16 protein-coding genes are annotated in these 15,521 nt (G+C 40.5%); 6 read left to right on the forward strand and 10 right to left on the reverse strand.

What is annotated here, in order from left to right; translation table 11 throughout:
- The first annotated feature begins 12 nt into the window (after nucleotides 1–12).
- Nucleotides 13–825 carry a DUF6198 family protein gene (locus AC6UC9_RS04395; RefSeq protein ID WP_500701253.1) on the forward strand — a complete coding sequence of 271 codons (813 nt, stop codon included), beginning with the start codon at nucleotides 13–15 and terminating at the stop codon, nucleotides 823–825.
- Between the two features lie 51 nt (nucleotides 826–876).
- On the opposite strand, the gene spxB is transcribed toward AC6UC9_RS04395, so the two are convergent.
- The 3 genes from spxB to AC6UC9_RS04410 all read right to left on the reverse strand — a co-directional run bounded on the left by spxB (nucleotide 877) and on the right by AC6UC9_RS04410 (nucleotide 4,156).
- Entirely contained in the window at nucleotides 877–2,622 is a 1,746-nt protein-coding gene (gene spxB / locus AC6UC9_RS04400; protein ID WP_500696958.1) for a pyruvate oxidase, read from the reverse strand.
- Nucleotides 2,623–2,739: 117 nt separating this feature from the next.
- A complete protein-coding gene (locus tag AC6UC9_RS04405) occupies nucleotides 2,740–3,507 on the reverse strand; it encodes an ABC transporter permease (RefSeq protein ID WP_500694054.1) in 768 nt (255 codons plus the stop codon).
- The gene (locus tag AC6UC9_RS04410) at nucleotides 3,500–4,156 is read right to left on the reverse strand and encodes an ABC transporter ATP-binding protein (RefSeq protein ID WP_500694055.1); all 657 of its coding nucleotides are present in this window, start codon (nucleotides 4,154–4,156) and stop codon (nucleotides 3,500–3,502) included. Before AC6UC9_RS04410 ends, AC6UC9_RS04405 begins: the two co-directional genes overlap by 8 nt.
- 117 nt (nucleotides 4,157–4,273) lie before the next feature.
- On the opposite strand from AC6UC9_RS04410, the gene rlmD reads away from it, so the two are divergent.
- Together rlmD and AC6UC9_RS04420 are read left to right on the forward strand one after the other, a co-directional pair.
- On the forward strand, nucleotides 4,274–5,686 hold the full coding sequence (gene rlmD, locus AC6UC9_RS04415) for a 23S rRNA (uracil(1939)-C(5))-methyltransferase RlmD (protein WP_500701254.1): 1,413 nt from the start codon (nucleotides 4,274–4,276) through the stop codon (nucleotides 5,684–5,686).
- A 16-nt stretch (nucleotides 5,687–5,702) separates the two neighbouring features.
- Nucleotides 5,703–6,110 (forward strand): hypothetical protein, encoded by a 408-nt coding sequence (locus AC6UC9_RS04420; RefSeq protein ID WP_500701255.1) that lies wholly within the window; start codon nucleotides 5,703–5,705, stop codon nucleotides 6,108–6,110.
- Nucleotides 6,111–6,171: 61 nt separating this feature from the next.
- Here AC6UC9_RS04420 and rbsU read toward each other — a convergent pair whose 3' ends face one another.
- The 3 genes from rbsU to AC6UC9_RS04435 all read right to left on the reverse strand — a co-directional run bounded on the left by rbsU (nucleotide 6,172) and on the right by AC6UC9_RS04435 (nucleotide 9,098).
- Nucleotides 6,172–7,092, reverse strand: a complete 921-nt coding sequence (gene rbsU / locus AC6UC9_RS04425; RefSeq protein ID WP_500694058.1) for a ribose/proton symporter RbsU — start codon at nucleotides 7,090–7,092, stop codon at nucleotides 6,172–6,174.
- Between the two features lie 122 nt (nucleotides 7,093–7,214).
- Nucleotides 7,215–8,732 (reverse strand): glycerol kinase GlpK, encoded by a 1,518-nt coding sequence (glpK, locus tag AC6UC9_RS04430; protein ID WP_500694059.1) that lies wholly within the window; start codon nucleotides 8,730–8,732, stop codon nucleotides 7,215–7,217.
- Nucleotides 8,733–8,846: 114 nt separating this feature from the next.
- Nucleotides 8,847–9,098, reverse strand: a complete 252-nt coding sequence (locus AC6UC9_RS04435; protein WP_010022943.1) for a hypothetical protein — start codon at nucleotides 9,096–9,098, stop codon at nucleotides 8,847–8,849.
- Between the two features lie 140 nt (nucleotides 9,099–9,238).
- On the opposite strand from AC6UC9_RS04435, the gene AC6UC9_RS04440 reads away from it, so the two are divergent.
- Both AC6UC9_RS04440 and tyrS read left to right on the forward strand, forming a co-directional pair.
- Nucleotides 9,239–10,042, forward strand: a complete 804-nt coding sequence (locus AC6UC9_RS04440) for a tyrosine-protein phosphatase (protein WP_500701256.1) — start codon at nucleotides 9,239–9,241, stop codon at nucleotides 10,040–10,042.
- Nucleotides 10,043–10,292: 250 nt separating this feature from the next.
- On the forward strand, nucleotides 10,293–11,546 hold the full coding sequence (gene tyrS, locus AC6UC9_RS04445; RefSeq protein ID WP_500701257.1) for a tyrosine--tRNA ligase: 1,254 nt from the start codon (nucleotides 10,293–10,295) through the stop codon (nucleotides 11,544–11,546).
- Nucleotides 11,547–11,671: 125 nt separating this feature from the next.
- Here tyrS and apf read toward each other — a convergent pair whose 3' ends face one another.
- From apf to AC6UC9_RS04465, 4 genes are all read right to left on the reverse strand, one after another.
- Nucleotides 11,672–12,325, reverse strand: a complete 654-nt coding sequence (gene apf / locus AC6UC9_RS04450) for an aggregation-promoting factor (protein WP_500701306.1) — start codon at nucleotides 12,323–12,325, stop codon at nucleotides 11,672–11,674.
- Nucleotides 12,326–12,605: 280 nt separating this feature from the next.
- A complete protein-coding gene (gene trxA, locus AC6UC9_RS04455; RefSeq protein WP_500694063.1) occupies nucleotides 12,606–12,926 on the reverse strand; it encodes a thioredoxin in 321 nt (106 codons plus the stop codon).
- On the reverse strand, nucleotides 12,901–13,683 hold the full coding sequence (locus AC6UC9_RS04460; RefSeq protein ID WP_500701258.1) for a TerC family protein: 783 nt from the start codon (nucleotides 13,681–13,683) through the stop codon (nucleotides 12,901–12,903). The genes trxA and AC6UC9_RS04460 overlap by 26 nt, the downstream gene beginning before the upstream one ends.
- A 29-nt stretch (nucleotides 13,684–13,712) precedes the next feature.
- Nucleotides 13,713–14,351 (reverse strand): glycoside hydrolase family 73 protein, encoded by a 639-nt coding sequence (locus AC6UC9_RS04465; protein WP_500696966.1) that lies wholly within the window; start codon nucleotides 14,349–14,351, stop codon nucleotides 13,713–13,715.
- A 196-nt stretch (nucleotides 14,352–14,547) separates the two neighbouring features.
- On the opposite strand from AC6UC9_RS04465, the gene AC6UC9_RS04470 reads away from it, so the two are divergent.
- Nucleotides 14,548–15,471, forward strand: a complete 924-nt coding sequence (locus AC6UC9_RS04470; protein ID WP_500694066.1) for a magnesium transporter CorA family protein — start codon at nucleotides 14,548–14,550, stop codon at nucleotides 15,469–15,471.
- The last annotated feature ends 50 nt before the right edge of the window (nucleotides 15,472–15,521 follow it).

The following is a 15,521-nucleotide window of genomic DNA, read 5'->3' on the forward strand; positions in this document are numbered from 1 at the left end:
TGGAGGGAAACTATGGCGAAGAAAACCGCTAATAGAAAAGCCAAACGTACCATTTCCATGACAGCTTCAATTATGTTCTTTATCCTTTCATTAATAATTAACTCTGCTGGAAATGTTTTGACTCTAGTAACAACTGCTAAGATTCATCCATCTTTTCTAGGTTCAGCTTACTGGACCGCAGCCGAAACCAACCTTGGAAATGCATTTCACTGGAACTTATTCTGGGCATTTCTAATCTTGGGAGTTGCCATTACCATTTTGAACGCCTTTTTAGTCGGTCACTGGGATTGGGGACGTGCCATTGGAAACGTCATCTTCATGGTTCCGTTCTCAGCACTCATCCAGGTCTTTGATGACTTCTTCATGGATGGTTCACTGCCAGTAATTGGAAAAGTATCATTTTTTACTGGATTCCCTGAAGCCAAGGGTTGGATGATGGTCGCTTTCTATGTCCTCTTAAATTTCTTCGGGGTAGCATTTATTGCAACCGCCATCTCAATCTACCAACGAGTCAACTTAGTCTTGCATCCCGCTGATGATTTGATGCAGATCCTGCGATTTAAGTACTTCAATGGTGCTGCTGGGAAAGCCATGTGGGCTTCCTACATCCCACCAACTGTCATGGCAGTGGTTGCCTTTGCAATTACTCGTCAATTTACTAACTTAGGAGTAGGAACGATCTTTGCGTTCCTATTCCAAGGTGGAATCACTGGACTTGCTGATAAATACATCTTCCCTCACCTAAAGCATCAAGCGTTAGATGTTGGTGATGAATCAACGGTTGCCGTTGATATTGACGAAGACGAAAAGACAAAGAAAAAATAAGCAAAAGAAATAACCGATCTCAACCGAGATCGGTTATTTTTATTTAAACCACTATTTCAAACTTTTTAAAATCTCGCTCAATGCTGGTTGACCATAAACGTTATAACGTTTCTTGTACGCATCAATCGTTTTTTGGTCAAAGTTTTCTGGGTCAAGTGGGACAAAACTAGTATCAATTGGGTCAAACGCTTTAATCTTAGCGTCAATCACAATCGGCTTCGTGTTACCTTCGGCCTGCATTCGGTCAATCTCAACCATGACACTATCCAGTTCATCTTGACCCGAAACTTTAAAGCCATGAGCACCCATGCCTTCAGCAACCTGGGCAAAATCCGCTTGATAGAGGTCAACACCATAATCACTAATGCCAGATTGAACGTCTTCGTGTTCAATGTAACCAAAGCGTTCGTTTGACAAAACGACATTGATAATCGGCAAGTTGTACTTGGCCTGCGTAATCACATCCTGCATGACCATTGCGAATCCCCCATCACCTGAAATCGACCAAACTTGACGATCAGGATATGAGAGTTTAGCAGCAATGGAAGCTGGTAGACCAAAGCCCATTGTTCCAAACCACGGTGACATGGCAAACTGCTGCTGCTGATTAAAGGGAAGTTGACGAATGGAATGCATGGTGTTGTTTCCAACGTCAAGTCCATAAACCGCATTCGACTTAGAATGGTCAGCGATTGCTTTCAAAACAGTCTCAGCTCTAAGACCCTCGTCGTAGTCAGTCGCAATGCTATCAAGCCACTTCAACCAATTCTCGCGATCAATTCGAGCGGCTTTTAAGAAATCACTCTTAGGAAGCTTTACATCTGAATCAATTAACATTTCTAAGAATTCCTTGGCATCACCGTGAATCGTGAGGTTGGCCTGATACTGACGACCCAAATCAGCTAAATTGTTATTAACCTGAATGATTTTCTTATCTTTAGGCATGAAGCGAGCAAACGGAAAGTCGTTTCCAAGCATAATAATCAGATCGGCAGCCTGAGAAACTTCAAATCCGGGTTTCGTTCCCAGTCTACCACGAGCACCCATGTAGCTCAGATTGTCGTTTGGCATAATCCCAGTTGCAGGAGCCGTGGACAAGACTGGCATGCTAAACTGATCGGAAACTTTCACGATCTCATCTCGAGCACCTTTAGCACCTCTTCCGTACCAAAGAACCGGATGTTTGGCTTTCTTAATCATCTTAATGGCTTCATCAACGTCAGCTTGTTTAGGGTGAACCGTTTTAATGCTACTTGAAACATTGGCTGTCTTAGTTGGTTCATAGTCAATCTCAGTTCCAAGTAAATCATTCGGTAAGATGACGACTGCTGGCCCCTTCTTTTGATAAGCCGTCCTGATGGCTTCATCAATAATCTTCGGTATCTGATCGGCAGTTGAAGCCTGGCGGTTGTAAACCGAAACGTCAGCAAACATTGGCAGTTCATCCATTTCCTGAAAGAACCGCGTGTTCATCATTGGTTGGGGAACTTGTCCAACGAGGGCTAACATAGGAGTATTGTCTTCCTTCGCGTCGTATAAACCATTAAACATGTGAGTCGCACCAGGACCCGCCGAACCAAAGGCGACCCCAATCTTACCGGTATACTTATGGTCAGCGGAAGCGGCCAAAGAACCGACCTCTTCATGTCTAACCTGAATATATTTAATGTTCTTTTTTTCCTCATCTAGCGCATTCAATAAGTTATTCAAAGAGCCAGCTGTGATGCCATACAAATGGTCGACATCCCAACTCTCAAGCACTTTCACCAGTGCTCTACTTGCTGTCATTTTACTCATAGAATCCCTCTTTTCGTTTTTCCAATTTAACTGTTGACCCAATTGAATTATAAACCACTCCATCAATTTATCCTATCAGAAGCAATAAAAAAGACTCCTAATCAGAGCCTTTACTTATTAATTCATATTTCTAAGCTGGTCATTTTTAGTGTAAAAACTATGATAACCCATGTAACATGCGATGATTGAACTAACGGCCGTAATCCCAAGCAACATGAAAGTTACCATGATCTGGTACTTAATGGCCTTAACCGGATCAACACCAGCAAAGATTAAACCAGCCATCATCCCGGGTAAACTAACCAGTCCAACGGTCATCGCAGTATCAATCGTGGGCTGCATCCCGGTCTTAATGCTGTCACGCACAATGTCAGAACAGGATGTCTTCACGTCGGCTCCCAGAGCTAATTTTTCAATAATCTGCTGTCTCCGGTCTTTAAACATGGAATTCATACTTCGATAACAAAGTCCCAAGGCAACCATTGAGTTACTGGCAACCATTCCGGTAATTGGTACCACTTGAGACGGGATAAACTTAATTGCTCCCGCAAAGACTAATACCGCAAGTACGACAATCGTGCTACTTCCTAATGCAATGATGGAAATGGGGAGTGCGTGTTCCATACCGTCACTACGTCCTTTGGCGTTATAAGCTGCGTTAAACAAAATAATTAAGATTAAAATCAGGGTTAAAAAAACGTTATTGATCCGAAAAACGAATCGTAAAACGTACCCAACTATAAATAACTGAACCACACAACGGATGGTGGCAATGATAATTGACTTATCAATGCCCAACTTTTCTTTCCATCCGACAAATAACGCGATTAAGACCAGGAGTCCAGTTAATGCGAGCGCTTGATTTGAAACAATTAAATTAGGCATCTTTATCTCCTTTAACTAGTCGTCCGTTAACAATTGTGACTAACTCGGTGGCATGGTCAATCTCACCTTGATCATGAGTAATCATGATGACCGTGGTGTGATCTTTTTGATTAATGTAGTTAATCATCTTGTGCACACTTTCCTTGGTGTTCTCATCAAGGCCAGTGGTAACCTCATCTAAAATAAGCACATCAGGCACAAACATGATGTTGCGAATTAATGCGACCCGTTGGCGTTCCCCACCAGAAAGATTATCGACCGTCCGATCCAAATCACCATCACCTAGATCGACGGTTTGAAGTGCTTTTAACGCATGTTCTTTATCAAACGGTTTATTTCGAATCTGATATGGGAACTCAAGATTATCCTTGACCGTATTGCCAAACAAGGTGGGTTGCTGAACGGCGTATGATACTTTTCTCCGATACTCAATTGGATTTAAATCAGCGACGTTTTGGCCTTCAAAAATTACTTCACCAGAACTGGGAGTCAAAAGATCCGCCAAAAGTCTCACAAAAGTTGTCTTCCCACTCCCTGATGGACCAGTGATCGTAACGATCTCTCCGGCATCAACGCTCCAGCTGATATCCTTGATAATCTCACGTCCATCAGCGTCGTAGCATAGGTTTTTAGTTTCTAGTACTGCCATTTTGATACCTCTCTTTTCTTTTTAACAAATTAACAGTATGATTATACAACACTTTTGTATCATATATGAGTCTGCTATAATGACGTAGATGTTGTTATGAAGAAAAAAGGAGTTCTAATGAGTTATAAAAGAGTTATAAACAGTTCAAAAAGATCGTCAAATGTTTTGGTAGAACTCCACCAACGAGTTACGGTCACCATCAAGCGTCTCGGAATTAATGGTGAGGGAATTGGTTATTTTCACCGCAAATTAATTTTTATTCCTGGTGCGCTAGTTGGTGAATTAGTTCAAGCTGATGTAACCGAGATTAAACCTAAATACCTACGCGGAAAATTAGTTCAAATTGATAAGGAAAGTCCCTTTCGGGTTAAACCGCGTGATCCATATGCTGGAGAAGTCGGTGGTTTTGAACTCGAAGACCTCGCATACCCTAAGCAACTGGAATTCAAACGTGATTTAGTTAAACAATCGCTTAGAAGATATCATCCGAGGGCTTATGATCACTATGATGTCAGGGAAACGATCGGGATGGATAATCCCTATGAGTACCGTAATAAGGCCCAGTTTCAAGTTCGAACTGAAGCAAACGGAAGAGTCATCGCCGGATTATATAAAGAAGGAACTCACGAAGTGGTCGACATGGAGACCTGCTCCGTTCAGTATCCGCTTACCATGAAGGTCATGCGCGCTTTAGTCGAAATGGTTCAGGAACTAAACATCCCAACGTTCGTTGAATCCAATCACTCTGGCATTTTAAAAACCTTGGTAGTTCGAGCAGCTCTCAATACCAACGATGTGCAGGTGGTTTTCATCACTAACACGCCCAAATTGATTAAGAAAAATCAACTCTCAGAAATGATTTCCGATCGCCTTCCAGAAGTCACCTCCGTCATGCAAAACATCAATCCTGGTGACTCACCATTGATCTGGGGAGAAAAAACGGTTCATTTAGCTGGAAATAACAGTATTACCGAAAAAATCAATGGGTTATCGTTTGAATTGTCACCAAGAGCTTTTCTCCAACTCAACAGCATCATGACACCAAAACTTTACGATTTAGCTGGAACAGCCCTCAATCTTGATTCTGATGATCGTTTGATTGATGCATATTCTGGGGTAGGAACCATCGGTCTTTCATTAGCAAACCAAGTTTCTGAGGTTAGAGGAATGGATACCATTAAGGAAGCCATCACCGACGCCAATCATAATGCAGCAATCAATCATATTGATAACGCCACCTACTACTTTGGCAGTGCCGAGGATTTGATGCCGCAGTGGATAACCGAGGGGTTTAAACCCACGGCACTAGTGGTTGACCCACCACGCGTTGGCCTTGACCAACACTTAATTGATGCCATTTTAACCGCTAAACCACAAAAATTTGTATATGTTTCATGTAATCCATCAACGCTAGCTCAGAACCTAGTTCAACTAACGAAGTCTTATAACGTGGACTACCTGCAACCAGTTGATATGATGCCACAGACTCCGCACGTCGAAGTCGTCGTCAAATTTACTTTAAAGTCTTAGAAAGGTCCAATTGTCAATGAATCCATTCGATAACGGCAATAATAGTGGGAATAATGGCATGAACAACATGTTCTTGCCACCTAACTACGCCGTCGTGCAAAATAAAGAAACCCAAGAAGTCAAAGTCCAAAAGGTGGGCTTCTCATTCACTACGCTAGTTTTTGGAATCTGGCCTTCTATTTTTCGTGGTGATTTCTATAATACCCTTTGTATGCTAGGGGTGGATTTTATCCTAGCAATGGCACTTACCGTCTTAACTGGATTAAACATCGCATCCTCTGCCTATGATATTTTTGCAATCATGCCATTAGCATGGAGTTTTGTATACAATATGATGTTTTTCCGGCATTTGCAAAATAAGGGATTTGTTCCCATCAATAAACGTTCAGCTGAACTTTTAAAACGAAGTCATTATTATAAATAATTAGGAACACAAAAAACACTTCACATAATGTGAAGTGTTTTTTTGTTTGAGATTAATGATTTTATAGCATAACGGTAACGGCAGCAGCAACGATGATCAAAGCTAAACCGATCAAAGTAGCAACCATTTCCTTTGGAGTCTTCTTCTGGTGTAAGAAGTAAACACCGGTCAAGGTAGCAACAACTACTGATACCTGTGATAGAACGAATCCAGTTGAAAGACCTAACATGTTTGGTTGTGCAGCAATCAAGTATGAGAATGCGGCAATTGCAAAGAAGAAACCAGCAATAATCTGTTTGTATGAAACACCCTCAGCAAACACATTTTCACTCTTCATGTTCATCAAACCGTAGATAATAGCCATCAAGACCATTCCCATTGCCTGTGGCAAGAATGCTTCCATTGGGGTCATTACTGAAGTGGACTGTGGCAAAATTCCCTTAGCCCAAGTCAAGTTATTAACCTGTGGAGCGGCTGAGTATAACCAGTAACCAATAACACCAATTAACTGTAAGATAACGGCTTTTTCAAGCGCACCTTTATTAACGTTTTCTTTGTTTTGGCTCCAAGTGGTAAGAGTGGCACCGATAATGATAACGATCAAAGCAAGGATTCCAATGATCTTGTGACCAATACCAGGCCAACTACTTAACGCAAATGCACCCCACAAAGCAGTTACAATCAACTGAAATGCGGTCGTGATTGGCATAACTCTTGAAGAACCAATCAAAGAATAACCTTTAAAGGCCATGATTTGACCGAAGCCCCAACCCATACCAGACAAGATTCCGTAGACTAAGTTCCAGCCCATTGGGAAGCCAGCTTGTGTGAATAATAAGACAACAATCGCAAAAATCAATGTACCAACTGTGGCACCAAAGATTTGGTTCGTTGGTTTACCACCAATTTTTGATGAAATAGTTGGAAATAGCCCCCAACCAATCACTGGAATTAATCCAATTAATATTGCTTCAAAACTCATATCCCATACCTTCTTTTCAAAATACTTTTGTAACCCTTATTTACGAAATTAATTATAACACGTCAAAAATAAAAAGAAAACGTTTTCATTAAGAAAAATTTAAAAACTTGCCAAAGCAAGTCTTAATTAATGGGTTTAAAAGCTTGCGTGGCCTTAACCGCTCGCTTCCATCCCTGATACAATTTATCTCGTTCAGCTGCTTTCATTGAAGGGGTGAAAATCTTTCCCTCTTCGTAAATGGACTGAACTTCATCTAAATCTTTCCAGAACCCGGTTGCTAGTCCACTCAAGATGGCAGCCCCAAATCCGGTCGTTTCTTCATCGCTGGCTCGTTGAACCGGAATATTCAAAATGTCAGACTGAAACTGCATTAAGTAACTATTGCGACTAGCTCCCCCATCAGCTCGAATCTGTGGAATATCGAGATCGGTATCGGACTCCATTGTGTTAACGATATCCTTAGTTCCATACGCAATTGACTGAAGCGTGGCCTTTACAAAATCATCACTGTTAGTTCCTCGGGTAATCCCAAAAACGGCTCCTCTGACATTTTGGTCCCAGTATGGGGCCCCTAATCCATTAAAAGCAGGAACAACGTAGATTTCATTGTGGTCGGTCGATCGTTTAGCCGCCTGTCTGGACTCAGGAACACTGGTGATAATCTTCATTTGGTCTCGAAGCCACGTCAACGCACTTCCAGCCACGAAGATTGAACCCTCAAGTGCATACGTAATTTTTCCGTTAATTCCATACGCAATGGTCGTCAATAAGTTCTCGTCTGAGTACTGTGGCTGGTGTCCAGTATTCATCATGATGAAAGCACCATCACCATAGGTGTTTTCAACCATTCCCTTTGAAAAGCCCATTTGTCCGATCAACGCCGCCTGCTGATCGCCAGCAATTCCAGCAATTGGGACACTAACACCATAAAATTGATAGTTTTCGGTCGTTCCATAAACTTCATCAGAAGCATGAACGGTCGGAAGCATGATCTTTGGAATGTTTAAAATCTTCAAGATTTCGTCGTCCCACTTTAAGTCATTAATGTTAAACATCATCGTTCGACTGGCGTTCGTATAATCAGTAATGTGATATTTCCCACCAGACAATTTCCAGACGAGCCACGTATCAATGGTCCCAAATAACAATTCACCATCAGAAGCGCGCTTCTGTGAACCATTAACGTGGTCTAAAATCCACCTGACCTTGGTAGCAGAAAAATACGAGTCAATAACTAGGCCCGTTTTTTTATGAATTAGGTCCTCGTACCCTCTGTTTTTTAAGTCTTCAGCAATTGAATTAGTTTGTTTTGAAAGCCAACCAATGGCATTGTAAATGGGTTTGCCGGTCACTTTGTCCCACACTACCGTGGTCTCACGCTGATTGGTAATCCCCACTGAGGCAATGTTTTCGGGGTGAATGGAGGCGTCAATCAAGGCACTCGCAATGGCAGAAAGCACGGAGTTCCAAATCTCGTTTGGATCCTGTTCAACCCATCCGTCACTATTGATAATTTGAGGAACTTCCTTGTAACTCTCAATGACTTTTCTACCACTATGATCATAAATAATCGCTCTCGTACTAGTCGATCCTTGATCAATCGCTAGGACGTAATCTTTATTGTCAGACAACTGGTTCATCTCCGTTTCATCGTATTTTTGATACTCATATTAGCACGATTCAATTCATCTCACTACTTGAAAATAAAAGAGAAAGTAGAATAAAATCTACTTTCTCTTTTATGGCATCATTAATTAACGCTTAACTTCAACCCGAATGTCAGCATCAATATCTTTTGGCTCAACCTGTTCGTCATAAGAAAAATCAGCATCTTTAAAGTATTCCTTGATTTCAGCATTAATCTCGTTTAAATCACGAACATCATTATCCTGACGTTTAATCAATAACGTGTACTGCTTGTTATCTTCATCAACGTTTTCAAAATCATAACCAACGTCAACCGTGTTTAAGATTTCTTGAATCATTTGTCTTTCAGTCATTGCCATAATTCATACTCTCCTTAATAATCTTCATACGCTAAGCTTATTCTATTTTCTAATATTTGTAAAATCATATCTCAAAAAATCATGTGGAACACGGGCTTCATGATATAATTATATTACACTGACATTGAAAGGTGGGTTACATGGAAAACATGGAAAATAAAAGAGTTCTAGCCATTCCAACTGGTGAAAATTTTCGTGAGTTAGGTGGATACCAAACTGTTGATGGTAAAACCACTAAGTGGCACAAGTTACTACGTGCGGGACACTTAGGTGAGCTCAGTGAAAATGATCTAAAAACCCTTGAGCATTACGGGGTTCGCTTTGACGTTGATCTCAGAAGTCAACCTGAAGTCGACATGCTGGCCGATCAAGTGGAAACTTCTGCCGTCGACTACATTTTTGATCCGATCTTTAAAGAAGACGCAACTGACAATTCGAAAAGTCCAGCTGAAATGAAGAAAGTCCTGTGCAATCACCCTAATTATGGTCATGATCATATGGAACACGTCTATAAAAGCATGATTAAAACGAAACACTGTCGTTTGGCTTTTAAAAAATTATTTGAAGTTCTACTCGATAACAGGCAAGATGACGAGTCCGTCCTATTTCACTGTACAGCTGGAAAAGACCGAACCGGAATGTCTGCGACCATGATCCTCTCTGCCCTAGGGGTCGATCGTAAAACCATCGAAGAAGATTACCTGTTAACCAATCAGGTGGCAAAACCAGTGATTGATGCTCGATTAGAGCAAGCCAAAGAAGAAGGATATAATGATGCAGCCCTAAAGAGTCTAAGATCCCTTTATAGTGTCTCATTAGACTTTTTCAATGCCGCAATGGATGAAATCAATCAATTATACGGCGGAATGAACCAATTTCTCCATGAAGGTATTGGATTGACCAATGCCGACATTCATCAGTTACGTCAAATTTACCTTGAATAATTTGCATATTGTTAATTCGGCTAGGTAATGATACGATGAGTTTATCAAAAGTAGTCTAATATTTAAGTGATAAGAGAAGTGGCGGTTGGTGCAAGCCACACAGGATATTAGATGAACTACCTAAAATTACACATCAAAATAAGTGCAGGTACTTTTGTATCTGAACGTGGGTGGTACCGCGCACAAGCGTCCCAGTAGTCAATTACTACTAGGACGCTTTTTATTTATCAACAACAGGAGGAAAACAGCAATGAATATCATTGAAGATTTAAAATGGCGAGGTGCCATTAACCAAACAACCGACGAAGACGGACTAGAAAAATTAACCAACGAGAAAAAGATTGCCCTATACTGTGGGGTCGATCCAACTGGTGATAGTATGCACATTGGTCACCTAATTCCGTTTATGATTATGGAACGTTTTTCACGGGCTGGTTTTCACCCTTACATCCTAATCGGCGGGGCCACCGGTTCCATCGGTGATCCAAGTGGGAGAAACACCGAACGTCCCCTTCAGACCAAACAGATGGTCAAACACAACGTTAACGCCTTAACAAAGCAAATGAAGCACCTCTTTGGCAGTGACAGTAACATTCACATCGTGAATAACTACGACTGGACGTCTAACGTGTCACTGCTTGATTTTCTTCGTGACTACGGAAAACTCTTTAACGTCAACACCATGTTATCAAAAGAAGTGGTGGCCAGTCGCCTGGAAAAGGGCATTTCGTTCACAGAATTCACCTACCAAATCCTACAAGCATTGGACTTTCTCACTCTTTATCGTGACCATGACGTTCAACTTCAGATTGGTGGTGGAGACCAATGGGGAAACATCACGGCCGGAATTGACCTCATTCATCGCGTTGAAGGTCAAGACGCCGAGGTATACGGATTAACCATCCCATTAATGCTTAAATCAGACGGAACTAAGTTTGGAAAGACCGCTGGTGGTGCTGTTTGGCTTGATCCAGAAAAGACCTCACCGTATGAATTCTACCAGTTCTGGCTAAACCAAAACGACGCTGACGTTATCAAATACCTCAAATACTTCACCTTTTTGCCTAAGGATCAAATTGATGAACTGGCCCAAAAAGTTAAAGATGAGCCTTGGAAAAGAGAAGCACAGAAAACGTTAGCACGTGAGGTCACGAAATTTGTGCACGGTGAAGACGCCGTTAAGCAGGCCGAAAATATCTCAAAAATTCTTTTTAAAGGCAACGTTCAAGACCTATCAGTAAAGGAAGTTAGTCAGGCATTTAACAGTGTCTCTACGTCTTCGATTAGTTCTGATCCCGTAAACGTAGTCGATTTAATCATTGCAGTTGGAGTTGATAAATCCAAACGGCAGGCTAGAGAAGACGTTAATAATGGCGCTATTACCATCAATGGTGCAAAGGTTACCGACGTCAATACTGAAATTAACCCCCAAGCTCAATTTGACGGGAAGTTTATCATCATACGACGCGGCAAGAAACGTTACTTCTTAGCTAAGGTTAAGTAAATAAATCCCAGTATCATAAATATGGTACTGGGATTTTTTGGATTCAAAAAAGGGGCGAAGAATTATTCTTCGTCCCTTTTGCATCTTGTTTTCCGTTTGAGTAATCGTTAACTTGAAATTAAATCTTACCAGTAGTTATGTGATGCTCGAAATTGAGCAGCGGCAGCGATTGAACCGTAACGTGAAACTGCGTATTGACGAGCCACACGTTCTTGGTTAGCTGGAGAGTAATCACCATTTAGATATGATGAAGACAATTGGTATTTACCAATGTACTGACCATTTCGAGCACTGTATGAGTTACCAGATTCAACTTGTGCAATTGATGCTAAACCAGAGTTATCACCGGCATTGCTTGCATTATTGTTACTGCCTGCAGCAGGTTGAGTAGTGGTTGTAGTTGTTGCTTGTTGTTGTGTTTGAGCAGCTTGTGCGTTTTGCTGTGGTGCAGCAGTGTATTGTGCATTGCTACTTACCTGAGCAGATGGTTGTGTTTGAGTATTGTTACTTTGGTAAGTCATGTTGCTTGCGTTAGTAGGTAATGTTAACTTTTCTCCGACATGAATCAGGTTGACATTCTTAAGGTGGTTAGCCTTAACAATGCTGCTGATGCTAGTATTGTGTTGCTTTGCGATTTTTGAGACTGTGTCACCGCTCTTAACGGTAACTTGATTAGTGTTAGTGGCAGCGTTGGCGTTGAAGCCTGCAGTCATTAACACACCGGCTACTGTGAAAATAGATGCTAAAAGCACCTTTACGTTTCTAGATTTTAATAAAATGATAAATCACTCCTATAAATTTTTGTTACTTCCGTTTTCTTAAAACTGAAATATACTCAAACAACAATTTCACATTCTAAATACTGTTATTTACATGGCAAAAACAGCAATGTTAAAAAAACCGATTATTTTGTCACGTTGTAACGTCAATGTAACAAAACTCGTAAGAATGCCCGTTTTCAAGGATTGATCAACATTTCACAACACCAATTTTTAGCAAAAGAAAAAGCCTTCTGCCATAAAAAAAGTTATTAAAAGCATAAGACTTTACTTAATTTCATCATTTTTCAGCTAATTTTCGATTAAAATAGTGCTCTAATTTACTCTTAGGATACACTCCGGTGACCTTCTCAACGCCCTTTCCGTTACGAAATAATACTAGTGTTGGAATACTCATGACCCGGTATTTTCTGGCAATCTCCTGATTATCATCGACATTAAGCCTTAAAAACTTGATTCGACCTTTGTACTCACGTTCCAGTTCTAAAATCAACGGATCCATCATTTTACATGGACCACACCATGGTGCCCAGAAGTCAACCACGGTCATTGGTCCCGTAATTTCTGAGTCAAAATTATTCTGGTTTAGATCCACTGCCATAGTCTTTCCCCCTCTTCACGTTAATCGCATGGATAACTAAAGTAGCCACTAGTGTGACAATTACCAAGATTCCAAACCATCCCGCTGGAATCTCAATGTCAATCATTGGAATCGATAAGAAAAGTTTCAATGCAATGATAATGATCAAAAAGTACGCCATCGGCTGTAGTTCAGGAATCTTTTTCATCAACATCATTATGACTTCAGCTACCCCACGCATCGCTAAAATCCCAATCATCCCACCAATTAAGACGATCACTGGATTAGGTGAAATGGCTAACGACGCTAGCACCGAATCAATTGAAAAGATAATGTCCATGAATTCAATCTGAACTACCACCCACCAAAAGTACTTGCGAGTGTGGTTTTTCTTATTTGGTTTGACCTGATGAGTTCGGCTCTTTTTGTGCTTATTCTTGTGCATATTATAGAAGAAACTAAACGCAAGATAAAACAAATAAGCTGCACCTAATACCTTAATGATCCAGAACCTAATTAGGTACACTCCGACTCCGATGATCAAAAAGCGAAAGATGTATGCTCCCCACATTCCGTAAAACAAAGATTCTTCCTGCCACTTTTTAGTAGGAAGAACTTGAGTCTGGGCCGCAAGGACAACTGCATTATCAACGGATAAAAGACATTCAATCACTACCAATGAGAAAATAATCAACCAGTCATTTCCAGACGTTATGACGGTTTCCCAGTTATGTAGATCAAAAAAAGGACCATATAATTTAGCGAGTAGGTCGAACAATCAAAGACTCCTCCATTAGTTAGTTGTAATTAGTAATTGTTAATTGCTTTAACGTCGTATTTCATTAATTGATGGTTCACGATGACACCAATCAGCTTATTAGCGTAATCGGGATCGGTAGCGTAGCCATTTTTTTGCAACAAGTTGGCTTCTTGCCTAAAGCTCGTAATGCCCGTTTTCTTTAAAAACTTGGTATTTAAAGTCTCATTATGATCCTCGATGGCATCAGCAACCGATGGATATTTTCTAAACTGACCCACTTCGGTCGTTTTCTTGTTATTAACGTACTCGGTCGTATCGTACGAGATTGACTGACCATTGTACGTTCCCTTGATTCCAAACGGATTATTGGCTTTCTTATAGAGTTCGGATTGCCCCCAATTCGATTCGAGAATGGCCTGTCCGATCACGATACTTGGCAAAACCTGTTGTTTTTTTTCGTAAATCTTAACGGCTGGGTCACCAATTTTTTGAATAAACTCTTTGTGCTGAGTTTCGATCTCTTTATCACGTTTCTTGGTTGCGTTATTCATTTGCTCTTGTCGAACTTGATATGAATGGTTAATCAACATGTGTCTAATCTTAAATGCAGCGAACACAAGTAGTAAGACGACGACTACTCCAATCACAACTGCAATCCACACGTTTTTCTTTTTACTGTGTTTCACGGACAACATCTCCCTATGTGGTTATTATACCTTAGCCAACTATTTTTTGTTGAGTATTTATGATTACTTAAAAAAGTTTCTTACTCATTTCCAATTACGCATTATAATAGAAGAAACACCCACTAAAATCGACTAACTTAGCCATTTAGTGTAGTATGAAGATATCTGACAATATAGTAACGGGAGTAGTTTTGCATTGATTAAAATTGAAAAAATCAACCAAAATATTAACTGGATTAAAACCATCGATTGCCGTCCAGCTGATAAGGAAATTTTAAAAACAGAATACCATTTAAATAACGAAATGCTCTATTATGCACTTGACCGTCACGAACGACCTCGGGTTGAATATTACGATGAAGAAGGAGTCCTCCTTTTCATTTTTGATGTGGCCGAACCGACTCGTTTTAACGGGGATGTTTCTGCTGAACCAATTGGAATCATAACCCATGACAACATGTTATTTACGTTCACGGCCGATAAAACTAACTTCGTTAACGAACTCATTTCTTCCATTATAAAAAAAGCCGGTTCAAAACAACTCGCAGAATTGCAACCAATTGACGTAATTAATAAAACGTTGTACCAACTATCCGTCCAATACTTTGATTATATTAACCAAATCAACAGTGTCAGAACTAACATTCAACGTAACTTACGTGGCAAGGCCAATAAAAGTGCCATCAACCACCTGCTTAATCTACAGACCGACTTAGTATATTTCCTAACGTCACTCGGATCAAACAACGATATGATTAACGACTTCAAGCGGCGTTTTACAAGGGACCTCACTGAGGATCAAAAAGCTGCCGTTGAAGATATCAGTATCGAACTTCAACAGGGACTTTCGATGGCAGAGATGGCGAACGCCGCGACTCAGCAAGTAGCAAGCGCTTATTCCAACCTCCTTGATAGTGACTTGAACAACACAATTAAGTTTTTAACCGTTTTTTCGTTAATTCTAAGTGTTCCAAACATCGTATTTGGGTTCTATGGTGAAAACGTAAAACTTCCATTTATGGATAAACCATCAGCGTGGATTATAACCATTATCATCACGATCATTTTTATCATCATTGTGTTGCTGTTTTTACGCGCAAACCATTTCTTTAAGAACTAATTTAATATAAAATGAGCATGAGGGGGTAGTGAAATAAAATGAAAGGAATT

The sequence above is a fragment of the Fructilactobacillus sp. X7R4C1 genome, assembly GCF_059901115.1.